This is a genomic window from Paucibacter sp. JuS9, assembly GCF_044043925.2.
Lineage (GTDB): Bacteria > Pseudomonadota > Gammaproteobacteria > Burkholderiales > Burkholderiaceae_C > JAUASW01.
The window spans coordinates 4,490,385-4,513,193 of the sequence record NZ_CP194172.1 but is presented as its reverse complement, the minus strand read 5'-3'; the positions used below and the strand labels follow the sequence as shown (position 1 = coordinate 4,513,193).

Genomic DNA, 22,809 nt, shown 5'->3' with positions numbered 1-22,809 from the left:
CTGGGGCGATGGTAACCAGACTACTGCGCGCCGCCGCCGGGCGATCCACCCAGCTCGCGGTGCAGCCAGGCGCGAGCCAGGCTCCAGTCGCGCTTCACCGTGGCCAGCGAGATGGCCAGCGCTTCGGCGATCTCCTCGTTCTCCAGCCCGCCGAAGAAGCGCAGCTCGACCACCTTGGCGGCGCGCGGATCGACCTGCTCCAACGCCAGCAAGGCCTCATGCACCGCGACCAGGTCGCGGTCCGGCGGCAGGGCCAGGTGCTCCAGGCCGGAGAGCGTCAGGGGCACCAGCTCGGCGGCGCGCTTGTCGGCCCGCCGCGCCAGTTCATGGTTGACCAGGATGCGCCGCATCATCAGCGAGGCCACGGCCAGGAAGTGGCTGCGATTGCGCCACTGCGTGCGGCTCTGCTCGGCCAGGCGGAACCAGGCCTCGTGCGAAAGCACCGTCGGCGAGAAGGTATGCGCGCCGAGCTCGTGGCGCAGGTGCGAGCGCGCGAGGCGACGCAGCTCGTCATACAGCAAGGCAAACAGCTGGTCGCCCACACCCGCGGCATCGGCCGGCTGGTCGCTGAGCCATTGGGTCAGCGCTGCCAGGTCCGGCGCCGGCTGCTGTTCGTCCACCGTCATGCGTTCCCCCCCTAATTCAAGGTTGCCGGCCGTGAGCCTTGGCGCCGGTTTGGGCTGCGTAAACAAACAGCAGTCCCTGTCAGCCATCGTCCCATGCACCGAAAGGCCCGCACCATGATCAAGCGCAACGCCCCTGCTCCTCAGCACCTGGCCCGGTTGGCCATCCTAATCGGCAGTTCCGTGTTGAGCGCCTGCGGCGGTGGCGACCCCGTGCCAGATCCGGTGCCTGCGCCAAGCCCGGCTCCGGCCCCGGCACCCACGCCGGCGCCAGCACCCGCTCCCACGCCGGCCCCTGCCCCCGCACCTGCGCCCACGCCAGCCCCAGCCCCAGCCCCAGCCCCGGCCCCGGCCCCAGCCCCAGCCCCGGCCCCGGCGCCAACACCGGCTCCCGCACCCAGCCCGGCGCCCGCGCCTGCTCCCACGCCGGCTCCGGCGCCCGCCCCGGCCAGCACCGCCAGCTGCGGCACGATGAAGGAGCTGACCCTGTCCGCCCTGGCCGTCCATGAAGGCAGCTATGCCGCCAAGGTCTTCGACAGCGGCGGCAGCGAGCTGGGCGGCGCCAGCCTGGTGCTGTCAGGCGGCGTGCTGAGTTACACGCCAAACGCTGGCCTGGCCGGCGCCAGCGCCGCCAGCGCGGTCGTGGCCAAGGTCTGCCAGAACACGGATGCCTCAGGCAACGCCATCGGCGTGGTGGCCATGATCGACAAGGACCGCCACGTCGACTTCTTCGCCCCGGCCTTCAGCGGGCTCTACATGTCGGGTACCGATCTCGGATCGGCGAACAGCACCGGCCGCTACATGCAGAGCACCACGCCAAAGACTGCCGCCCCGGCACCCACGCCTGCACCCGCACCGTCACCCGCACCGGCTCCGTCTCCCGCGCCGGCAGGCAGCGGCAGCGAATGCGCGCCTCTGATCGCCAAGGCCGGCGACTCGGTCACCTACCGCCAGACCAGCAGCAGCGCCGGCAGCGCGCCCTACACGGTCAAGTACGACTTCACGAACGGCACGTACAAGGGCCAGGCCGCCGTCGTCGGCACACTGACCGTGACCGGCGCGACCGTGGCCTCCACCGGTCTGGCCACGCTCTATCTCGACCCGAGCACCGGCGCGGCGCTGGGCCAGGACACGGCGACCGCAGGTGCCAGCGACACCATCACCACCTACGAGCCGGCCGACTGGCAGCAACGCCTGGCCAATGCCGGCATCGTGGCCGGCAGCAGCGGCAAGATCAGCGTGACCGCGACCGTCACCGGCAAGAGCGTCACCGACGGCTTTGCCTCGCTCGGCGGCGCCACGGCCCTGGTGATCAAGTACGAATTCACGATCAACCGCGACGCCAACGAGTCGGTCACGGTGCCCGCAGGCAGCTTCGCCAACAGCTGCAAGTTCCGCGTCGACTTCGTGCTGAAGGACCTGCAGGTGCAAGGCCCGGCGGCCAGCAGCCCCCTGCTGTCCGTCATGCTGCCGACCCTGCAATCCAGCTTCGTGTTCCCGACCCAGGTGACGCTGTGGACCACCAATGCGGTGCCCTACATGCTGCCCAAGAGCGTCACGGTCAGCACGCTGCCGGCGCCCACCGGCGCGGTGACCACGACGCAGGAATTGATCGCGGTCACGAAGGCCGCGCGGTGAGGCCGATTTCGGGGGTCAGGGCTTGCCGGGCCGGCCTCGGTGCTCTGACACTGTGGCCATGACACCCTCTGCCGACTGGACCGAGCTCAAGCAGCTGTACGACGCCGCCCTGGCCCTGCCCGCCGCCGAGCGGGAGGCCTGGGTGCGCAGCTGCGGCGCCTCGGCGGAGCTGCAGGCCGAGCTGCTGTCGCTGCTGTCCCACAGCACCGGTGGCAACAGCGACGACCCCGACTTCCTGGCCGCGCCGGCCTCGGCCGCCGGCCTGACCGGTCAGCGCCTGGGGCCCTGGCTGCTGATCGATCTGCTGGGCAGCGGCGGCATGGGCGAGGTCTGGCGGGCGCGCCGCGCCGACGGCGCCTACGAGGGCGAGGCTGCGGTCAAGCTGCTCAAGCGCGGCATGGATTCGGCCGCCGTGCTGCGCCGCTTTGCCCAGGAGCGCCAGGCGCTGGCGCGACTGGATCATCCCAATATCGGCCGCCTGTTCGACGCCGGCCTGAGCCCGCAAGGCCTGCCCTACTTCGTGATGGAGAAGGTCGAGGGCCAGGCCATAGACAAGGCCTGCGAAGCCCGCTCGCTGGAGCAGCGCCTGGAGCTCTTCCTGCAACTGACCGATGCCGTCTCGCATGCCCACCGCCACCTGCTCGTCCATCGCGACCTGAAGCCGGGCAATGTGCTCGTCACGGCCTCCGGGCAGGTCAAGCTGCTGGACTTCGGCATCGCCAAGGCGCTGGACCCGCTGGAAGGCGATGCGCAAGACGCCGGCCAGACCCAGCAGGGCGACCGCCCCTACACACCCACCTACGCAAGCCCCGAGCAGGTGCGCGGCGAGCCGGTCAGCACCGCCACCGACATCTACTCGCTGGGCGTGCTGCTCTACCAGCTGCTCACCGGCATCAGGCCCTATGGCCGCCATGCCGCCACGCCGCGCGAAGCGGCGGATTCGGTGCTCAACGAACAGCCCACGCGGCCGAGTTCGCTCTCACCGGGCCAGGTGGGCGACCCCGCCTGGCCGGCGCGACGCCGCCGACTGCGCGGCGATCTCGACAACATCCTGCTGAAGACGCTGGAGAAAGACCCGGCCCGGCGTTACGCCACCGTCGATGCCCTGACGGCCGACATACGCGCTCATTTGCGCGGTTATCCCGTCAGCGCGCGTCCGGCCAGCCCGGCCTATCTGCTCGAGCGCTTCGTGCAGCGCAACCGGCTCGGCGTGGGCCTGAGTGCCCTGGCGCTGCTGGCACTGGTGGGTGGCCTGGCTGGCACGCTGTGGCAAATGCATGAAGCGCAGGCCGCGCGGGCGCAGGCCGAGCGGCGCTTTGCCCAGCTGCGCCAGCTGTCCAACAAGCTGGTGTTCAGCTACCACGATCAGATCGCGCAACTGCCCGGCGCGCTGGCCACGCGCGAGGCGCTCCTGAAAGACGCCCTGGGCTGGCTCGACGGCCTGGCCGGCGAGCTGGGCCCGGAGCTGGCACGCGACCCCGGATTGGCACGCGAACTGGCCGAGAGCTATTCGCGCATAGCCGCCCTGCAGGGCGACGGCTTCTCGCCCAGCCAGGAGCAGCTGCAGGCGGCCGAGCAGAACATCGTCAAGGCGCTGGCGCTGCAGCCGCTCTATCTCGATGCCAGCGCCCGCGACGCCGCCGCGCTGCAAACAGCCGGCGAGATGTGGCAGGGCCGTGCCATGCTGGCCTTGCGCAGCGGCCAGCTGCAGCTGGCGGTCTCGGCGCTGGAGCAGGCGCGCCAGCTCGACGAGAGAGCCATGCATCTGGCGCCGGACGATCCACTGAGCCTGTCCCACCTGGCCACAGTCACCGGCCGCATCGGCGGCTTGCTGGGTGGCAGCCCGGCGATGCCGCAGCTGGGCGAAATCGCTGCGGCCGGGCCGCTGCTGCAGCGCTCGGCCGAGATGTTCGATCGTCTGCGCCAGAAGCTGCCGGCCGACCCCGAATGGGCCCACCAGGCCGCCTGGTCCCGGCTTCAACTGGCCAACTGGGCGCTGCTTGCCGGCCGCCTGGAAGAAGCCGAAGACAACAGCCGCCAGATGCTGGCGCTGCGCGATGCGGCGGTCAAGGCGGCGCCGGAGAACGCCAACTACCGCTACCAGCGGGCCATGAGCCGCTCGGTGGCGGCGCGGGTGCTGCTGGAGCGCGACAAGCCGGCCGAGGCCCTGCAGGTCTTCAACGAAGGCATCGCCCTGCTGCAGGCCGAGCAGGCGCGCGATGCCGCCAACAAGTCGGCCGGCCGTGACCTGCTGCTGCTGCGCTATGGCAGCGCACGCGCCGCCTGGCAGCTCAAGCCCGATGCCGCCAGCCGCGCCGGCCTGCAACAGGCCGCGCTGGCCCTGCCGCCCAGCAAGGGCGAAGACTTCTACCTGGCTCGCTGGCGCGCCGAAGGCCTGTTGTGGCTGGCACGCTCAAGCCTGCAACCCGCCCAGGCACTGGCCTGGGCCCGCGAAGCCCAAGCCCTGATGCGCGGCACGCACGACAGCCCCGACAACGCCAGCCGCCGCTGGATCCTGGCCCTGCTGCTGGGCGAACAGGCGGCTGCGCATGCGGCGCTCGGCGAAGCGGCAGCAGCACGCAGCAGCGCCCAGGAGGCCCTGGCCCTCTGGCGCAAGGGGCCGGTTCCGCCGCACTACGCCAGCTGGCAGCAAAAGTGCCGCGAGCTGGCCGGCGAAAGCTGAGCGCACCAGACGCTCACTCAAACGGGTAACGCACGCCGACCTGGGCGCGGATCCTGTCCATCCAGCTGAGCAGCGCGCGGCTCTCGGCGTGCGGCATGCGCGGGCTTTCGACCAGGCCGGCGCGGACGCAGGCCATCGTCTCGCTGATCTCGCCCTCGAAGCCATTGATGCGGAACGGCGCCTCCACGCGCAGCGGCGGCTCCGCACCGCGCTGCAGCTCCAATGCGGTGGCCTGCGAGAAGCTCTGCGGCAGGCTGATGCGACCGCGCGTGCCGAGAATGTGCAGGGCATTGGGCGACACCGCATCGAAGCTGCAGATGAATTGCGAGACCAGGTCGCCGAAATGAAGACTGGCACTGAGCTGCTGGTCGACGCCCGTCGGCGCGAGGCGGGCATTGGCCTCGATGCGATCAGGCTCCGGGCAGACACCCAGCGCCATCTCAAGGATGAAGCGAGTGGCGGCCAGGTTGTAGATGCCGATGTCCAGCAGCGAGCCCCCCGCCAGGTGGGGGTCGAACAGCCGCGTGCTCGGGTCGTAGGGCGCCGAAAAGCAGAAGCTCGACTGGATGCCGCGCAGCTCGCCGATGGCGCCATCGCGCAGCCACTGGGCCAGTTGCTCGTAGGCGGGCAGGAAGCGGGTCCACAGCGCTTCCATCAGGAAGACGCCGCGCTCCCTGGCCAGCGCCAGCAGGGGTTCAGCCACTGCAAGGCTGGGCACCAGCGGCTTTTCGCAGAGCACCGGCTTGCCGGCCAGCAGGCAGGCGCGAATGGCCTCGCCGTGCTGGGCATGCGGCGTGGCGATATAGACCGCGTCGACCGCCGGATCGGCCAGCAATTCATCCAGCGAGCTGCTGGCCACGGCGGCTGGCGCCCAGCGCTCGGCAAAGGCCGTCGCCTTGGCCGCGTCGCGCGCATGGATGCGGCTGATGCGCGCCTCGGGCAGGCCTTGCACCGCCTGCGCAAAACGGTTGGCGATGCGGCCCGGGCCGATCACCGCCCAGCGGAAAGCGGCCTCGCTCACAGCTTGCGCGCGTCGCGGAAGTCGTCGAGCTTGTCGGGGCGGCGGTTGTTGACGCCGAAGTTGAAGGCACGCACCACCTTCTGTTCCTTGCCGCTGGCCTGCAGCTTGAAGCCGCAGACCATTTCACCCAGGCAGGCCAACAGCATGCCGTCGTTGAAGTCGGACTTGAGCACCGACACCCGGCCCACCGAGCCATCGGCATTGACGGCGATGCCGAACTGGACCACCTGCCGCTCCTTGCTGCGGTCGGTATCGCGTTCAAGCGCCTTCTTGTAGCAGCGGGCCCGGGTGCGCATGCTCTTGTTCATCGCCTCCACATAGCTCGCTTCCACCTCCGCGGGGAAGCCCAGCTGGGGGTCCACATTGGCGAACCTGCCGTCGGCATCACTGACCTGGTAGCAGGACTCGGCGCGGCCCACGCCGGGCGCCAGCAGCAGCGCGGCGACGGTACCCAGGGCGACGAGCCGGTGATGGATTCTTTGCGTCATGATGAAGGCCTCCTTGTTGCAGCCGCAGCGCGGCGAGCGCATTGTCACCGTAAGATCGCCGCCATGTCTGCCGACATCCTCACCGAGCTGCGCCGCCATATCCGCACCGTGCCCGACTGGCCGGTGCCGGGCGTGCAGTTCCGCGACATCACACCGCTGCTGGCCGAGCCGGCGGCCTTCAAGCTGATGATCGACGCGCTGGCCGCGCGCTACGAGGCCATGCGGCCCGAGCTGATCGCCGGCCTGGAGGCGCGCGGTTTCATCATCGGCGCGGCGCTGGCCTACCGGCTGGGCGTCGGCTTCATGCCGATCCGCAAGAAGGGCAAGCTGCCCCATGAATGCATCGAGGAAAGCTATCTGCTCGAGTACGGCAGCGCCACCGTGGAAGCGCATGTCGACGCTCTGCGGCCGGGCCAGCGCGTGGTGCTGGTAGACGACCTGATCGCCAGCGGCGGCACCATGGGCGCCGGCGCCCGCCTCTTGCAGCGCCTGGGTGCCGAGCTGCTGGAATGCGCCGCGGTGATCGACCTGCCGGCGCTGCGCGGCTCGCAGCAGCTGCGCGAGGCCGGCCTGCCGGTGTTCGCGCTGCTGGAATACGCCCTCGATGAATAGGCTGAGGCGCCAGCTGCTGCTTGTGCTGGCCTCATCACCGCTGGCGGCATGCGACTCGCGCAGCAAGACCGAGCGCCAGATCGACAGTGCCTGGCACCGCCAGGCTGCCCTGGAGAGCCTGCTGGCCCCATGGCTCGCCCACGCGCCGCGACCCGACGGCAGCTTTCACATCAACTTCGGCCGCGACTGGCAGCCCAAGGCCGACCAGAACCTGGAAGTGACGCTTCAGGGGCGGATGATCTACGCGATGGTCGTCGGCTACGAACTGAGCCAGGACCGGCGCTTCCTGCAAGCGGCCCTGAAAGGTGGCGAGTACCTGCTGCAGCGTTTTGCCGACCCGGTCCATGGCGGCTTCTTCCTTGTGCTGTCGCCCGAGGGCAAGGTCTTGAGCGATGCCAAGCGCTGCTATGGCCATGCCTTCGCGCTGTTTTCGCTGGCCCACCTCGCCCGCATCACGCAGGACGCGAAATGGCGCCAGGCGGCGCTGCAAGCCTGGCAGCAGATCGAGGCCGGCCTGGCGGACCCGGCCGGCGGCTTCCGCGGCCAGACGGCGCGCAACTTCATGCCCGGCCAGCCCGGCGCGCGCAGCCAGAACCCGCTGATGCATCTGTTCGAGGCCCAGCTGGCCCTGCTCGATGCGACGGGCGATGCAGCGGTTCGCCAGGCTGCGCGGCGGCTGGGGGACTTCGTCATCAACCGGCTGATGCAGGGCCGGCCGGATGGTTCGGCCTACATTCCCGAGTGGTACGACGCCCAGTGGCAAGCGTTGCCGACCAAGCAGGCGGGCGGCTACACCGACATCGGCCACCAGTTCGAATGGAGCCATCTGCTCCTGCGCTCCACGGCGCTGGACGTGGCACCGCTCCATGCTGCGGTGGGCGACCGGCTGCTGCAGTTCGCCCTGCTGGAAGGCTATGACGAGATCGACGGCGGCGCGATCAATCAGGTCTACCCCGACGCGCCGCCCTGGAAGCACAAGGGCTGGTGGCAGCAGGCCGAGTGCACGCGCGCCTTGATCGCAGCCGCCAGCGCGAGCGGCCGCAATGAGTTGTGGCGCCGCTACGAGCAGACGCTGGCGCTGGTGCAGAACGAGTTGATCGACAAGGAGCACGGCGGCTGGCGGCCCGGCCTGTGCCGGCGCAGCGGCTGCGACAACGTGCAGCCCGAGCCGTACCACATGCTGGGCATGCACATGGAAGCGCTGCGGGCCGCCGGCAGCGTGGTCTAGAGAGGACAATCACGCCATGGCCAAACAGATTCCCCGCCTCAGCCCCGAACAGATCAAGAGCATCATCAAGACCGCTTTTGCCGATCGTCCGCCCTACCAACGGGTGTTCGTCGAGCATGGCATCGGCCAGGGCGAGCTGGTGGCGCTGATGAAGCGCGAGCTCACGCCCACCGCCTACAAGACCTGGGCTGCCCAGGGCAAGAGCGTCAAGGCAGCCACGGTGAAGTCGACCTTTCCGCACGGGCGCTGAGCCAGCTGCCAGCCCCGGAGTCATCGGGGTAAGCCCGGGTCTCCGATGCAAAAACCAGCATCGAGAGAGCCAAAAATGTGATTAGCCCTGGATCGAGGGGGTGCCTAGCATCCGCTCCGAACAAGAACAAGCGCTGCCTCGACCTGCTCGGTCGGTACAGCCCGCTTGCCAGTCGGACTGCCCCCAAAAACGATCCAGGAGACAAGATGAAGAAGACAGCCATGCAGCCGCCCCGCGCGGCTGGAAACCAGGTGCTTGTGCTGCGCAGCACTGTGGCCGCAGCGATGACCTTGGGACTCGCGATCGCCGCCAGCGCCCAGGAAGCCAAGCCCGCCGAGCCCCAGCAGCTCGAAGGCGTGACCATCACCGGCGCCCGCAAGTCGGCCGAGAGCGCGCAGCTCATCAAGATGAAGTCCGACCAGGTGGTCGACTCCATCGTCGCCGACGACATCGGCAAGTTCCCCGACAAGAACGTGGCCGAGATCCTCGGCCGTGTCACCGGCGTGCAGATCCAGCGCGGCAACGGCGAAGCCGGCAGCGTGATCGTGCGCGGCCTGGGTGGCATCGTGACGCTCTTGAACGGCCGCGAGTTCTTCTCCGATTCCGGCCGCAGCCTCTACCTGGCCGACGTGCCGGCCACCATGCTGCAGCGCCTGGATGTCTACAAGACCCAGGGCGCCGACCTGCCGGAGGGCGGCACCGCCGGCGTGATCGATGTGCGCACCAACCGGCCGTTCGACTTCAAGGACTCGCAGGTGGTCATCAATGGCCGCATGGAGCACCGCGACAAGGCCAAGGCCGACAACCCCGACCTGAGCGGCATGGCCTCGAACCGCTGGAAGACCGAGCAGGGCGAGTTCGGCGCGCTGGTGGGTCTGTCCTACCAGAAGGGCACTTACCACGATGAACGCGCCTGGGTCGGCGACCCGGTGACCTTCAACCACGGCGGCAAGAGCATCCTCGGTGCCGACGCCATGGGCCGCGTGCTCGACCTCGGCGACCGCAAGCGCCTGGCCGGCAACCTGGCCCTGCAGTGGAAGCCGAACGCCGACATGGAGTTCTTCCTGGAAGGCTTCGCCACCAAGATCGACCATCGCTTCCAGCAGTCGTTCCTGGTGGCAGGCATCCCGGTCTTCGAGCCTACGTCGGTGGTCACCACCAAGCCGGGCACGAACAACCTCGACACGGTCACCAACACCAACTACCCGGGCTGGGGCTTCACCTCAACGCAAGCCAAGCACGACGAAGCCTCGAACAAGCAGTTCGCGCTCGGCGGCCACTGGGACGCCACCGACCGCCTGCGCGTGAGCAGCGAGCTCGCGCACACCAAGAGCCGCATCGACTGGGTCAACCGCATCCTCGACACCGGCTACGCACCGACCAACACCATCGGCAAGGTGCAGGACGGCGGCGGCTACATCGACTATCCGACGCTGGACCTGACCAAGGCCACGAACTTCCGTGTCAACGGCGGCGTGGACGTGCGCGGCGAGCGCAGTGGCGACTCGACCGACTGGCGCGCCGACGCGGTCTACGACATGGCCGGCAACAGCTTCTTCAAGGAATTCAGCACCGGCGTGCGCCTGGCCAAGCGCCACGCCATGGCCGTCAACACCAGCATGCCCTGGACGACCAGCTTCTCGGCCGTGGGCCAGTTGGTGTTGAACTTCCCCGGTATCTACTCGGTGTCGCCGGCCACCTGGGGCGACTTCGGCGTCAAGCAGTATGTGTACGCCGACCGCGAATGGCTGCTCGACAACGGCGAGGCCTTCCGCAAGATGCTGACCGGCAGCACGGCGCTGACCGCCTACGACCCGATGACCTTGTTCGACGACGAGGAGAAGACCAGCGCCGTCTACGGCAAGACCAAGTTCGGCTTCAACGCGGGCGGCGTGCCGGTCAGCGGCGTGGCCGGCCTGCGCCTGGTGCGCACGCAGCAGCACCTGATGGGCAACTCGCGCAACGCCGCCACCAACGTGATCACGCCGGTGGACGTGGACACCTCGCGCACCGATGCCCTGCCCAGCCTGGCGCTGAAGGCAGAGTTCAGCCCGAAGCTGATCGGCCGCCTGGTCCTGGGCAAGGCCATCGAGCGCCCTAACTTCGTCGACTACAACCCGGGCGTCACCTACACGCCGCCGGGCGGTGGCGTGACCTTCGGTACCGCCTCCGGTGGCAATCCGAACCTGAAGCCGACCGAGTCCAAGAACATCGACGTGGCGCTGGAGTACTACTTCGCCCGCACCGGCTCCCTGACGGCCACCGTCTTCGAGCACAAGTTCAAGAACCGCGTGGTCATCGATGCCGGTGAAACGACGATCAATGGCGTTCGCTACAACACCAGCCAGCCGATCAATCTGAACAAGGCCAACCTCGGTGGCTACGAGCTGAGCTACCGCCAGTTCTACGACTGGCTGCCGGGCGTCTTCAGCGGCTTGGGGCTGGAAGCCAACTTCACCTACATGAGCGGCAAGCAGATCAACAAGAGCGGTCTGGAGAGCGACTTCCTCGGTCAGTCCAAGCGAGCCATCAACCTGGTGGCGCTGTACGAGAAGAACGACGTCTACGGCCGCCTGGCCTACAACTGGCGCTCCAAGTTCCTGGCCGAGTACCCGTACCGCACCACCGGCCGTGAACTCTGGGTCGCACCGCTGTCCACGCTCGATGCATCGGCCGGCTACACGTTCAACAAGCACCTGACCATCTCGCTGGATGTCACGAACTTGCTGAACCAGGCCTATCACGACTACTTCGACAAGAACCCGGCGATGGTCCGCGACGTGCGCTACTACGACCGCACCTACGGCATCTCGCTGCGCTGGAAGATGTAAGGACCTGACGGGTCCAGCGAACCGGGCGTTGCCGTGCTGAAGCTGGCAACGCCCTTTTTCTTCAAGATCTCGCGGAGATCAGGCCGCCTGGGTGCTCTCCTGCGCTCGTGGCTGGGCCAGAGGCCCATCCCTTCGCCAGGCACAACCAGTCCTCAGGACTGTTTGTGTCCGGGCTCAGTCCCCCGCCGCCGGCCTGATCTTCGAGCAATCCCCGCGAAGCCATGACCCACCTGCTGAAGCCGCTGATCCTGCAGCGCGCCGACCCGCACATCTCACGCCACGCGGATGGCCACTACTACATGACCGCCTCGGTGCCGCAGTACGACCGCATCGAGCTGCGTCGCGCGTCGACCATCGAAGGCCTGGTTGACGCGCCGCTGTTCGATGTCTGGCGCAAGCCCGACACCGGCCCCTGTTCCGAACTGATCTGGGCACCCGAGCTGCACTTCAACGAAGGCGCCTGGTACGTCTACTTCGCAGCGGCGCCGACGCGTGCGATCAAGAGCGACCTGTTCCAGCACCGCATGTATGCCATCCACTGCAGCGACCCAGATCCATTGACCGGCCGATGGGAATTCCTCGGCCAGGTCGATACCGGCATCGACAGCTTCTGCCTCGATGCCACCACCTTCACGCACCGCGGCCGGCTCTACTACCTGTGGGCACAGAAGGACACGGCCATCGCAGGCAACTCCAACCTCTACATCGCTCCGATGAAGACGCCCTGGCAGCTGGCCGGCCCGCCGGTGATGTTGAGCAAGCCGGAGTTCGATTGGGAATGCCGCGGCTTCCTGGTCAACGAAGGGCCGTCGGTCTTGCAAAGCCACGGCAAGGTCTTCATCAGCTACTCGGCCAGCGCGACGGACGAGAACTACGCGATGGGCTTGCTGTGGGCCGATGAGGAAGCCGACCTGCTCGACCCGAAGCGCTGGCACAAGTCGCCAAGGCCGGTGATGAGCACCTGCTACGAGCACGGCATCTACGGCCCCGGCCACAACAGCTTCACCACCGGTGCCAGTGAAGAAGAAGTGCTGCTGGTCTATCACGCCCGCACCTACACCGAGATCGAAGGCGACCCGCTCTGGAACCCGGACAGGCACACCTTCATCAAGCCCATGCGCTGGAGCGAAGACGGCATGCCGCTGTTCGGACGCCCCTCTTTGTGCGACTGACGATCGGTATGTCGATATCGGTATCGAGCGCCGCCAGGAATTGATTGGATTGCAATTCCGAGCCTGCCTAGCATGGCCCGAAGGCATCACGAGAGCACTCACCCCATGACAATCAGTGACGAGAAGAAGCGCCAGGTCAAGCTGCGCTCCGCCGAGTGGTTCGGCACGCAGGACAAGAACGGCTTCATGTACCGCAGCTGGATGAAGAACCAGGGCATCCCGGACCATGAGTTCCAGGGCAAGCCGGTCATCGGCATCTGCAACACCTGGTCCGAGCTGACCCCCTGCAACGCGCATTTCAGGAAGCTCGCCGAGCATGTGCGGCGCGGCATCATCGAAGCGGGCGGCTTGCCCGTAGAGTTCCCGGTGTTCTCCAACGGCGAATCCAACCTGCGGCCCTCGGCCATGCTGACCCGCAACCTCGCGAGCATGGACGTGGAAGAGTCGATCCGCGGCAACCCGATGGACGCGGTGGTGCTGCTGGTCGGCTGCGACAAGACCACGCCCGCGCTGCTGATGGGCGCGGCCAGCGTGGACGTGCCCGCCATCGTCGTCACCGGCGGGCCCATGCTCAACGGCAAGCTCAAGGGCAAGAACATCGGCTCGGGCACGGTCGTCTGGCAGCTGCACGAGCAGGTCAAGGCTGGCGAGATCTCCATGCATGACTTCATGGCCGCCGAGGCCGGCCATTCGCGGTCGGCCGGCACCTGCAACACCATGGGCACGGCGTCAACGATGGCCTGCATGGCCGAGGCGCTGGGCACCTCGCTGCCGCACAACGCGGCGATTCCTGCGGTGGATTCGCGCCGCTATGTGCTGGCTCACTTGTCCGGCATGCGCATCGTCGAGATGGTCTGGGAGCAGCTCACGCTTTCCAAGGTGCTGACCAAGCAGGCTTTCGAGAACGCGATCCGCGTCAACGCGGCGATCGGCGGCTCGACGAACGCCGTGATCCACCTGAAGGCCATTGCCGGCCGCATCGGCGTGGACCTGGAGCTGGAAGACTGGACCCGCATCGGCCGCGGCACGCCCACGCTCGTCGACCTGCTGCCCTCGGGCCGCTTCCTGATGGAAGAGTTCTATTACGCCGGCGGCCTGCCGGCGGTGATACGCCGCCTGGGCGAGAACGACCTGCTCGTCCACAAGGATGCACTGACCGTCAATGGCAAGACGCTGTGGCAGAACTGCCATGACGCACCGATTTACGACGACGAGGTGATACGCACCATCGACAAGCCACTGATCGAGGACGGCGGCATCTGCATCCTTCGCGGCAACCTCGCGCCGCGTGGCGCCGTGCTCAAGCCTTCGGCGGCCACGCCCGCGCTGATGAAGCACCGTGGCCGGGCCGTGGTGTTCGAAGACTTCGATCACTACAAGGCACGCATCGGCGACCCTGATCTGGACGTCGATGCCAACTCGGTGCTGGTGATGAAGAACTGCGGCCCCAAGGGCTACCCCGGCATGGCCGAGGTCGGGAACATGGGCCTGCCCCCGAAGCTGCTGGCGGCCGGCGTCAAGGACATGGTGCGCATTTCCGACGCCCGCATGAGCGGCACGGCCTACGGCACCGTGGTCCTGCATGTGGCGCCGGAAGCGCGTGCCGGCGGCCCGCTGGCCGTGGTGCAGGACGGCGACTGGATCGAGCTCGACTGCGCCGCCAATCGCCTGCACCTGGACATCAGCGATGCCGAGATGGAGCGCCGCCTGGCCGAGTGGCAAGCCATTCAGACCGTCGACGCTATGGACGCCAGCGGCTACCGCCAGCTCTACGTGAAGCATGTCTTGCAGGCCGATGAAGGCTGCGACTTCGACTTCCTGCGCGGCAAGCGCGGCTCGGCCGTGCCGCGCCACTCCCATTGAATTCCTGAGGATTCCCCAGTGAGCAACAGCATCCAGGGCGAAGCCCTGATCGGCGGCGTGGCCGTTACCGGCGCAGGCGCAACCTACAAGGCTTTCGACCCGAATCTGGAACAGGCGATCGAGCCGGAGTTCCGCGCGGTCAGCCCAGCGCAAGTGGCCGAAGCCTGCGCCCTGGCCGGCGAAGCGTTTGATTCATTCCGTGCAACGACCGACGATCAGCGAGCCGACTTCCTCGAACAGATCGCTGCGCAGATCCTGGCATTGGGCGACGAGCTGATCGTGCGCGCCATGGCTGAGAGCGGCCTGCCGCGCGCCCGCCTCGAAGGCGAGCGTGGCCGCACCGTCAATCAGCTGAAGCTGTTCGCCGAGCTGCTGCGCGAAGGATCGTGGCAGGACGCGCGCATCGACAGCGCCTTGCCGCAGCGCCAGCCACCGCGGCCTGACTTGCGGCTGCGCTTCATCGGCGTGGGGGCGGTGGCGGTGTTCGGTGCAAGCAATTTCCCGCTGGCGTTCTCGGTGGCAGGTGGCGATACCGCCGCCGCGCTGGCAGCGGGTTGCCCGGTCGTCGTCAAGGCGCATTCGGCGCACCCCGGCACGTCGGAGCTGGTGGGCCGTGCGGTGGTCGAGGCGGTGCGCCGCTGCGAGCTGCATCCCGGCACGTTTGGCCTGCTCAGCGGCAGTGGCCACGGCATCGGCGAGACCCTGGTCAAGCATCCGGCGATTCAAGCGGTGGGCTTCACCGGCTCGCGCAGCGGTGGCCTGGCGCTGATGGCGGCGGCCGCCTCGCGCCCGCAACCGATTCCGGTCTACGCGGAGATGAGCAGCATCAACCCGGTCGTGCTCCTGCCCGGTGCCCTGGCCGCGCGCGGTGCCGAGATCGCAGCGGGCTTTGCCGCCTCGCTGACGATTGGCGTGGGCCAGTTCTGCACCAACCCGGGCCTGGTGCTGGGCCTGGCAGGCAAGGATTTCGATGCTTTCGCTGCGGCGGCTGCCGAGGCATTGAAGCCGCTGCCCGCCGGCACGATGCTGACCGCCGGCATCGCCCGCGCCTACCAGCGCGCCGAGGAGGAGCTGGCTTCGCAGCCTGCCGTCACTTCACTGTTGCGCGGCGAGTCCTCGGGCTGCAAGGGCGCGCCCGGCCTCTTCGTCACCACGGGCGAGTCCTTCCTGGCGAACCATGTGCTCTCCAACGAGGTCTTCGGCCCAGCCTCGCTGCTGGTCGCCTGCCACGACCTTGATCAGTTGCTGCAGGTGATCGAGCACCTCGAGGGGCAGCTCACCGCCACGCTGCAATTGCAGGAAGACAGCGAGAGCGACCTCGCCGCCGCGCGCCGCCTCTTGCCGGCGCTGGAGCGCAAGGTCGGCCGCATCCTCGCCAATGGCTTCCCGACCGGCGTCGAGGTGTCCACCGCCATGGTCCACGGCGGCCCCTTCCCGGCCACCTCGGACGGCCGCAGCAGCTCGGTGGGCACCGCCGCGATCCAGCGCTTCCTGCGCCCGGTGTCGTACCAGAACCTGCCGCGCGCCCTGCTGCCCGAGGTGCTGCGCGAGCCGAACGAGCGCGGCGTCTGGCGGCGCCGCGACGGCCTGCTCACACGCAACTAAGAAGACCCAACGGAGACAAGCAAAATGAAGAAGCACCTGCTGGCCCTGGTGGCCGGACTCGCCCTGAGCGCTGCGAGCTTTGCAGCCGATGAGATCAAGGTCGTCGTCGATGCGGCCAAGCCCGGCCCGGTGATCCACCGCAACATCTACGGCCAGTTCGCCGAGCACCTGGGCACCGGCATCTACGAGGGCATCTGGGTCGGTCCCGACTCCAAGATTCCCAATGTGCGCGGCTGGCGCAAGGATGTGGTCGGCGCGCTCAAGAACCTCAAGGTGCCGCTGGTGCGCTGGCCAGGCGGCTGCTTCGCCGATGAATACCACTGGCGCGAAGGCATAGGCCCGCGCAACAAGCGGCCGGTCAAGGTCAACACGCATTGGGGCGGCGTGCCCGAGAACAATGCCGTGGGCACGCACGAGTTCTTCGACCTCGTGGAGCAGCTCGGCGCCGAGGCCTATGTGAACGGCAATATGGGCACGGGCAGCGCGCAGGAAATGGCCGAGTGGCTGGAGTACATGACGGCCGAAGGAAAGTCCACGCTGGCCGATCTGCGCCGCAAGAACGGCCGCGACAAGCCGTTCCGCGTCCACTACTTCGCCATCGGCAACGAGACCTGGGGCTGCGGCGGCAATATGCGCCCCGAGTACTACGCCGACCTCTACCGCCAGGTCGCCACCTTCCTGAAGACGCCCGAGAACAACCGGCCGCTCTTCATCGCCAGCGGCGGCAACGACCAGGACACCAAGTGGACCGAGGTGCTCAGCAAGAACGTGCGCTGGAACTTCGACGCCATCGCCCACCACTACTACACCTTCCCCTCCGGCAAGTGGGAGGGCAAGGGTCCGGCCGTGGGCTTTGGCGAAGACCAGTGGATATCGACGCTTGCCAACACGCTGAACATCGAGAAGACCATCGTCAAGAACAAGGCCATCCTCGACCAGAACGATCCCAAGAAGCGCCTGGGTCTCTACATGGACGAATGGGGCAGCTGGTACGACCCGGAACCCGGCAGCAACCCCGGCTTCCTGGTCCAGCGCAACACCCTGCGTGACGCGCTCCTGGCGGCCCTGCACTTCAATGTGTTCCATGCCCATGCCGACCGCGTGCGCATGAGCAATATCGCGCAGATGGTCAACGTGCTGCAGGCCATGATCCTGACCACCAAGGACAAGCTGATCCTGACGCCGACCTATCACGCTTTCGAGATGTACACGCCCTTCCAGGACGCGACCTCGCTGCCTGTCTCGGTGCAGAACAACCCGACCTACAGCGTGGCTGCGCACAGCATGCCGACGATCAGCGCCACCGCCGCGCAGGGCAAGGACGGCAAGCTCTGGCTGGGCCTGGTGAATGCCGATGCGACCAAGCCGCAGGAGCTGACGCTGGACCTGGGCGCGGCAGTGAAGTCGGCCAAAGGCCGCATCCTGACTGCTGCTGCGATGGATGCAGAGAACAGCTTCAAGGCACCGAACGCGATCAAGCCCGAGCCCTTCGAGGCACAGGCCGTGAACGGCAAGCTGGTGGTGAAGCTGCCGGCCAAGGCCATCGTCGTGCTGGCGGTGGAGCGCTGAGCATGACTGCGCCGAACAGTCGTCGCAACTTCCTCGCGGTCGCCGGGAGCATGGGTGCCTCGCTGGCCCTGACGGCCTGCGGCGGTGGCGGTGGCGGCGGCGGTGCCGCTGCGCCTTCACCGGCACCGGCACCGGCACCGGCACCGGCACCCGCTCCTGCCCCGGCGCCAGCTCCGGCCCCAGCCACGCAAACGGCCGTGCCCTTCGGCAATGCCTCGGTGCACGACCCCTCGGTCATCCGCGTGGACGGCACGTTCTATGTGTTCGGCTCGCACCTGGCCGCCGCCAAGTCCACCGACCTGATGAGCTGGACCAAGATCGCCGATGGCGTGAACGATGCCAACCCGCTGATCACCAAGGTCACGACGGCGCTGGCCGAGGCCTTCGCGTGGTCGCAGGTCACCGGGCTCTGGGCCGCCGACGTGGCGCGCCTGGACGATGGCAGGTTCTACATGTACTACAACTCCTGCAAGGGAGACTCGCCCCGCTCGGCGCTGGGCGTGGCCGTGGCCGACAAGGTGGACGGCCCCTACGTCAACAAGCAGATCATCCTGAAGTCCGGCCAATGGGGCCTGGCCAGCGAAGACGGCACGATCTACGACGCGACCAAGCACCCGAACGTCGTCGACCCGCAGGTGTTCAAGGACGCGGACGGCGTGCTGTGGATGATCTACGGCTCCTACTCCGGCGGCATCTTCATCCTGAAGATCGACAAGACCACGGGCTTGCCGATCGCCGGCCAGGGCTACGGCAAGCACCTGATGGGCGGCAATCATGCGCGCATCGAAGGCGCCTATGTGCTCTACAGCCCGCAGAGCAAGTACTACTACCTGTTCACGTCCTTCGGCGGGCTCGATGCCAGCGGCGCCTACAACCTGCGTGTGGCCCGCTCGCTGAAGGCCGACGGGCCCTACCTCGACGCAGTCGGCAAGGACATGGCCACGGTGATGGGCGCGGCGGGCACGGTCTTCGACGATGCCAGCATCGCGCCGCACGGCCAGAAGCTGATGGGCAACCACCAGTGGCAGCTCGCCAGCGGTGAGACCGGCACGGCCTTGGGCTATGTCTCGGCGGGCCACAACTCGGCCTACTTTGATGCGGCAACCCAGCAGTACTTCCTGATCTTCCACAGCCGCTTCCCCGGCACCGGCGAAGCCCACGAGATCCGGGTGCACGAGATGCACCTGAACGAGGACGGCTGGCTGGTGGTCGCGCCGTTCCGCTACGCACCGCTGAGCCTGGCCACGCCGGCGCAGACGGTTGACGTGAGCAGCGCGCAGGCGGTGGGCAGCTACAAGCTGATCAACCACGGCAAGGACATCACGGCCACGATCAAGGCATCAAGCGCGATCCGGCTGAATGCCGATGGAACGGTCAGCGGCGGCATGGCCGGCACCTGGGTGCACAAGGGCAGCAACAAGCTCAGCCTGACGAGCGGCGGCGTGACCTACAGCGGCGTGCTCTCGCGGCAGTGGAACACCAATGCCAATGCCTTCGTCGTGACGTTCAGCGCCCAGTCCTCTGGCGGCGTTTCGGTGTGGGCTGCCCGAACGGGTGACTAGGATGAAGTGGCCCTTGCGCGAGCCAAGGACATCGGGCGAGGGGTTCCGCTCCTGTCCCCCGGACCGGGCTTGGCCCGGCCCTCCTCCTTTACCTCGCTGCACCCCTCACCCGACGTCCTTGGCCAGCCGCTGTCCTGCAACGGATACCGAAAGCCTGTCGTACCGGAGCTGGGCGGCTGGGCGTTCTTCAGAGCGAGGTAAAGAAGGAGGCGTCGGCCAGAGGCCGACGACGGGGGACACGAGCGCAGGAGAGCGCCCAGGCGGCCAGATCCTCAGAGCGCTGTTCGCCTCAGTATTCCTGGTCGTTGCAAGCGCAAGCAGCGCAGCAGCGCAGCTCTTTCCGCTCTCGGAAGTCAGACTCAAAGACGGCCCCTTGCTCGAAGCGCAGGACACCGACCGCCAGTATCTGATGGCGCTGGACGCCGACCGGCTGCTCGCGCCCTTCCGCCGCGAGGCCGGCCTGCCGCTGCCAAAGCCTAGCTACGGCAACTGGGAATCCAGCGGGCTCGATGGCCACATGGGCGGCCACTACGTTTCGGCATTGGCCCTGATGTGGGCTTCCACCGGCGACGCTGCCGTGAAGCAGCGGCTGGACTATGTGATCGCCGAACTCAAGCGCTGCCAGGACCAGCTGGGCACGGGCTACATCGGCGGCATCCCCGATGGCAAGACAGCTTGGGCCGAGATCGCCAAGGGCCAGCTGAAGGTCGACAACTTCTCGGTCAACGGCCGCTGGGTGCCCTGGTACAACCTGCACAAGCTGTTCGCCGGCCTGCGCGATGCCTATGTTCACGCGGGCAGCGAAGACGCCAAGCTGATGCTGGTCCGCTTCAGCGACTGGGCCCTGCAACTCACCGCGAAGCTGAGCGAGGAGCAGATGCAGGCCATGCTCAAGAGCGAGCATGGCGGCATGAACGAGGTGTTCGCCGATGTCGCGCAGATCACGGGCGATTCGAAGTACCTGCAGCTCGCGCAGCGCTTCTCGCACCAGGCCCTGCTGCAGCCGCTCTTGCAGCAGCGCGACGCGCTGACCGGGCTGCATGCCAACACGCAGATTCCCAAGGTGATCGGCTTCGAACGCATTGCTGAAACTGGCGGCGAGAAGACCTGGCACCAGGCCGCCCGCTTCTTCTGGAAGACCGTGGTGGAAAAGCGCACGGTGGCCATCGGCGGCAACAGCGTCAAGGAGCACTTCCACCCGGAGGGCGACTTCCAGCCCATGCTCAACGAGGTGGAAGGCCCGGAGACCTGCAACAGCTACAACATGCTGAAGCTCACCGCGGCGCTCTATCGCGCCGATGCGGCCCGGGGCGGCGCCTATGCCGACTACTACGAGCGCACGCTCTACAACCACATCCTCTCGGCCCAGCATCCGCGCAGCGGCGGCTTTGTCTATTTCACGCCGATGCGACCGCAGCATTACCGCGTCTATTCGCAGGTGGACCAGGGCATGTGGTGCTGCGTCGGCTCCGGCATCGAGAGCCACGCGCGGCATGGCGAGTTCATCTATGCGCATGAGGGTGATGCGCTCTACGTGAACCTGTTCATCGCCTCGAGCCTGAACTGGCGCGATCAGGGCGTTCGCATCACGCAGAGCACGCGCTTCCCGGACGAGAGTCGCAGCCGCATCAGGATCAACGATGCCGGCAGCTTTGCCTTGAAACTGCGCTATCCATCCTGGGTGGCCGCCGGCGCAATGAAGCTCATGCTCAACGGCCGCGCGATCAAGGTAAGCGGCAAGCCGGGTGAGTACATCGAGATCCGCCGCAGCTGGGCCGATGGCGACACGGTGGACATCGAGCTGCCGATGCGCACTCAACTCGAGCCCATGCCGGGCCTGAAGAACTACTACGCGGTGCTGCACGGCCCCATCGTGCTGGCCGCCAAGACCGAAGGCCCTGCCGGCGAACGATTGAACTTCCGCGCGGACGATTCGCGCATGGGCCATATCGCCCAAGGACCGGTCTGCCCGCAGGAATCGGCGCCGGTGTTCGTCAGCGACCGCAAGGATTTCGAGCGCCGCTTCAAGCCGGTGAAAGGCCAGCCGCTGACCTTCACCGCGCCGGGCCTGATCCAGGGCCGTGGCGTCGAGCACATGCGGCTGATCCCCTTCTTCCGCGTGCATGACTCGCGCTACATGCTGTACTGGGCGCACACCACGCTCGCCCAGCAGAGCGTGCTGCGCAGCTCGATGGCTGCTGCCGAGGCTGAGCGCTTGAAGCTCGATGCGCAGACCATCGACCAGGTCGCGCCGGGTGAGCAGCAGCCGGAGTCGGACCATGGCTTCAGGGGCGAAGGCGTGGAAAGCGGCATCAACAAGAACTCGCGCTGGCGCCATGCGCGCCAATGGTTCAGCTATGAGCTCGCCGACCGCGAGCTGCAAGCTCGCAAGCTGCGCCTGAGCTTCTCCGGCGGCGACGCGGGCCGGCGCTTCGACCTCATCGTCAACGAGCAGCTGATCAGCGAAATCCTGCTTTCCGCCAACGCACAAGACATCTACAGCCGGGACTTCGAGTTGCCGGCCGACCTGGTCAAGGCATCCAACGGCAAGCTGAGCGTCAAGTTCGTGGCCCAGCCCGGCTCCATCGCCGGCGGCCTCTACGGTCTGCGCCTGCTCCGCTGAACGAAACGCTCGCCAGATTGAGCACCGCCGCCGGCCACCGCTTCCTACCATCCATTCAAACCAAGAACCGGAGACAGACATGATGACCACCCTTCTGCGCCGCACCCTGCTGGGCGCTGCCCTCTTAGCGCCGCTCGTTGCAACAGCCGCCGACAAGCCGCTGGTGATGGGCTTCTCGCAAGTCGGCGCCGAGAGCGAATGGCGCAGCGCCAACACCGCCTCGGTGAAGGCCGCCGCCAGGCAGGCGGGCATCACGCTCAAGTTCGCCGACGCGCAGCAGAAGCAGGAGAACCAGGTCAAGGCGATCCGTACCTTCATTGCGCAGAAGGTCGACGTGATCGCCTTCTCGCCGGTGGTGGAGTCGGGCTGGGACACGGTGCTGAAGGAAGCCCGCGCCGCCAGGATCCCGGTGATCCTGACCGACCGCGCGGTCAATGTGTCGGACCCCTCGCTCTACGTGAGCTTCATCGGCTCGGACTTCGTCGAGGAAGGCCGCAAGGCTGGCCGCTGGCTGCTGGAGCGTGCGGCCAAGACGCCGGGCGCTTCGCTGAACATCGTCGAGCTGCAGGGCACCGTGGGCTCGGCCCCGGCCATCGACCGCAAGAAGGGTTTCGAGGAAGTCATCAAGGCCAACCCCAAGCTGCAGGTGATCCGCTCGCAGTCGGGCGAGTTCACGCGGGCCAAGGGCAAGGAAGTGATGGAAGCCTTTCTGAAGGCCAAGGACAAGAAGATCGACGTGCTCTATGCACACAACGACGACATGGCCATCGGTGCGATCCAGGCGATCGAAGAAGCGGGCCTGAAGCCGGGCAAGGACATCACCATCATCTCCATCGACGGCGTGAAGGGCGCATTCCAGGCCATGCTGGCCGGCAAGCTCAACGTGACCATCGAATGCAATCCGCTGCTGGGCCCGCAGCTGATGGAACTGGCCCGCAAGGTCGTGGCCGGCCAACCGGTGGAGAAGCGCATCACGGTGATCGAGGGCGTGTTCCCGGCTGAGGTGGCGGCGAAGGAACTGCCGAATCGGAAGTACTGAGC

16 protein-coding genes are annotated in these 22,809 nt (G+C 67.4%); 13 read left to right on the top strand and 3 right to left on the bottom strand.

Features of this window, described 5'->3' with window-relative positions:
- Positions 1-20 precede the first annotated feature (20 nt).
- A complete protein-coding gene (locus tag ABT392_RS20080; RefSeq protein WP_334277849.1) occupies positions 21-626 on the bottom strand; it encodes an ECF-type sigma factor in 606 nt (201 codons plus the stop codon).
- A gap of 468 nt (positions 627-1,094) precedes the next feature.
- On the opposite strand from ABT392_RS20080, the gene ABT392_RS20075 reads away from it, so the two are divergent.
- Both ABT392_RS20075 and ABT392_RS20070 read left to right on the top strand, forming a co-directional pair.
- Positions 1,095-2,261 (top strand): hypothetical protein, encoded by a 1,167-nt coding sequence (locus tag ABT392_RS20075; RefSeq protein ID WP_395384780.1) that lies wholly within the window; start codon positions 1,095-1,097, stop codon positions 2,259-2,261.
- A gap of 58 nt (positions 2,262-2,319) precedes the next feature.
- Positions 2,320-4,944: a protein kinase domain-containing protein gene (locus ABT392_RS20070; protein ID WP_334277851.1), complete on the top strand. Its 2,625-nt coding sequence runs from the start codon at positions 2,320-2,322 to the stop codon at positions 4,942-4,944.
- A gap of 13 nt (positions 4,945-4,957) precedes the next feature.
- Here the strand turns inward: ABT392_RS20070 and ABT392_RS20065 are convergent, their stop codons facing one another.
- Entirely contained in the window at positions 4,958-5,965 is a 1,008-nt protein-coding gene (locus ABT392_RS20065; protein WP_334277853.1) for a Gfo/Idh/MocA family protein, read from the bottom strand.
- Positions 5,962-6,453, bottom strand: a complete 492-nt coding sequence (locus tag ABT392_RS20060) for a hypothetical protein (RefSeq protein ID WP_334277854.1) — start codon at positions 6,451-6,453, stop codon at positions 5,962-5,964. Before ABT392_RS20060 ends, ABT392_RS20065 begins: the two co-directional genes overlap by 4 nt.
- Before the next feature lie 63 nt (positions 6,454-6,516).
- On the opposite strand from ABT392_RS20060, the gene ABT392_RS20055 reads away from it, so the two are divergent.
- The 11 genes from ABT392_RS20055 (at position 6,517) to ABT392_RS20005 (ending at position 22,807) form a co-directional block, all read left to right on the top strand.
- Positions 6,517-7,065, top strand: a complete 549-nt coding sequence (locus ABT392_RS20055; RefSeq protein WP_334277855.1) for an adenine phosphoribosyltransferase — start codon at positions 6,517-6,519, stop codon at positions 7,063-7,065.
- Positions 7,058-8,293: an AGE family epimerase/isomerase gene (locus tag ABT392_RS20050; protein ID WP_334277856.1), complete on the top strand. Its 1,236-nt coding sequence runs from the start codon at positions 7,058-7,060 to the stop codon at positions 8,291-8,293. The genes ABT392_RS20055 and ABT392_RS20050 overlap by 8 nt, the downstream gene beginning before the upstream one ends.
- 16 nt (positions 8,294-8,309) lie before the next feature.
- Positions 8,310-8,543, top strand: coding sequence for a DUF2805 domain-containing protein (locus ABT392_RS20045; RefSeq protein WP_334277857.1), 234 nt, complete (start codon positions 8,310-8,312; stop codon positions 8,541-8,543).
- Between the two features lie 206 nt (positions 8,544-8,749).
- Positions 8,750-11,374, top strand: a complete 2,625-nt coding sequence (locus ABT392_RS20040) for a TonB-dependent receptor (RefSeq protein WP_464970853.1) — start codon at positions 8,750-8,752, stop codon at positions 11,372-11,374.
- A 221-nt stretch (positions 11,375-11,595) separates the two neighbouring features.
- On the top strand, positions 11,596-12,546 hold the full coding sequence (locus tag ABT392_RS20035) for a glycoside hydrolase family 43 protein (RefSeq protein WP_334277859.1): 951 nt from the start codon (positions 11,596-11,598) through the stop codon (positions 12,544-12,546).
- Positions 12,547-12,651: 105 nt separating this feature from the next.
- Positions 12,652-14,409, top strand: coding sequence for an IlvD/Edd family dehydratase (locus ABT392_RS20030; RefSeq protein ID WP_395384781.1), 1,758 nt, complete (start codon positions 12,652-12,654; stop codon positions 14,407-14,409).
- Between the two features lie 18 nt (positions 14,410-14,427).
- Positions 14,428-16,014 carry an aldehyde dehydrogenase (NADP(+)) gene (locus ABT392_RS20025; protein ID WP_395384782.1) on the top strand — a complete coding sequence of 529 codons (1,587 nt, stop codon included), beginning with the start codon at positions 14,428-14,430 and terminating at the stop codon, positions 16,012-16,014.
- 24 nt (positions 16,015-16,038) lie between these two features.
- Entirely contained in the window at positions 16,039-17,583 is a 1,545-nt protein-coding gene (locus ABT392_RS20020; RefSeq protein ID WP_395384783.1) for an alpha-N-arabinofuranosidase, read from the top strand.
- 2 nt (positions 17,584-17,585) lie between these two features.
- Positions 17,586-19,145 carry a glycoside hydrolase family 43 protein gene (locus ABT392_RS20015; protein ID WP_395384784.1) on the top strand — a complete coding sequence of 520 codons (1,560 nt, stop codon included), beginning with the start codon at positions 17,586-17,588 and terminating at the stop codon, positions 19,143-19,145.
- A gap of 268 nt (positions 19,146-19,413) precedes the next feature.
- Positions 19,414-21,768, top strand: coding sequence for a beta-L-arabinofuranosidase domain-containing protein (locus ABT392_RS20010; protein WP_464970988.1), 2,355 nt, complete (start codon positions 19,414-19,416; stop codon positions 21,766-21,768).
- 79 nt (positions 21,769-21,847) lie between these two features.
- Positions 21,848-22,807 carry an ABC transporter substrate-binding protein gene (locus ABT392_RS20005; protein ID WP_395384785.1) on the top strand — a complete coding sequence of 320 codons (960 nt, stop codon included), beginning with the start codon at positions 21,848-21,850 and terminating at the stop codon, positions 22,805-22,807.
- Positions 22,808-22,809: the final 2 nt, after the last annotated feature.

Bases quoted from the DNA above. Each gene is read 5' to 3' on its own strand.
- ABT392_RS20080 (WP_334277849.1), bottom strand. From the start codon at position 626: ATGACGGTGGACGAACAGCAGCCGGCGCCGGACCTGGCAGCGCTGACC.
- ABT392_RS20075 (WP_395384780.1), top strand. From the start codon at position 1,095: ATGAAGGAGCTGACCCTGTCCGCCCTGGCCGTCCATGAAGGCAGCTAT.
- ABT392_RS20070 (WP_334277851.1), top strand. From the start codon at position 2,320: ATGACACCCTCTGCCGACTGGACCGAGCTCAAGCAGCTGTACGACGCC.
- ABT392_RS20060 (WP_334277854.1), bottom strand. From the start codon at position 6,453: ATGACGCAAAGAATCCATCACCGGCTCGTCGCCCTGGGTACCGTCGCC.
- ABT392_RS20055 (WP_334277855.1), top strand. From the start codon at position 6,517: ATGTCTGCCGACATCCTCACCGAGCTGCGCCGCCATATCCGCACCGTG.
- ABT392_RS20050 (WP_334277856.1), top strand. From the start codon at position 7,058: ATGAATAGGCTGAGGCGCCAGCTGCTGCTTGTGCTGGCCTCATCACCG.
- ABT392_RS20045 (WP_334277857.1), top strand. From the start codon at position 8,310: ATGGCCAAACAGATTCCCCGCCTCAGCCCCGAACAGATCAAGAGCATC.
- ABT392_RS20040 (WP_464970853.1), top strand. From the start codon at position 8,750: ATGAAGAAGACAGCCATGCAGCCGCCCCGCGCGGCTGGAAACCAGGTG.
- ABT392_RS20035 (WP_334277859.1), top strand. From the start codon at position 11,596: ATGACCCACCTGCTGAAGCCGCTGATCCTGCAGCGCGCCGACCCGCAC.
- ABT392_RS20030 (WP_395384781.1), top strand. From the start codon at position 12,652: ATGACAATCAGTGACGAGAAGAAGCGCCAGGTCAAGCTGCGCTCCGCC.
- ABT392_RS20020 (WP_395384783.1), top strand. From the start codon at position 16,039: ATGAAGAAGCACCTGCTGGCCCTGGTGGCCGGACTCGCCCTGAGCGCT.
- ABT392_RS20015 (WP_395384784.1), top strand. From the start codon at position 17,586: ATGACTGCGCCGAACAGTCGTCGCAACTTCCTCGCGGTCGCCGGGAGC.
- ABT392_RS20005 (WP_395384785.1), top strand. From the start codon at position 21,848: ATGATGACCACCCTTCTGCGCCGCACCCTGCTGGGCGCTGCCCTCTTA.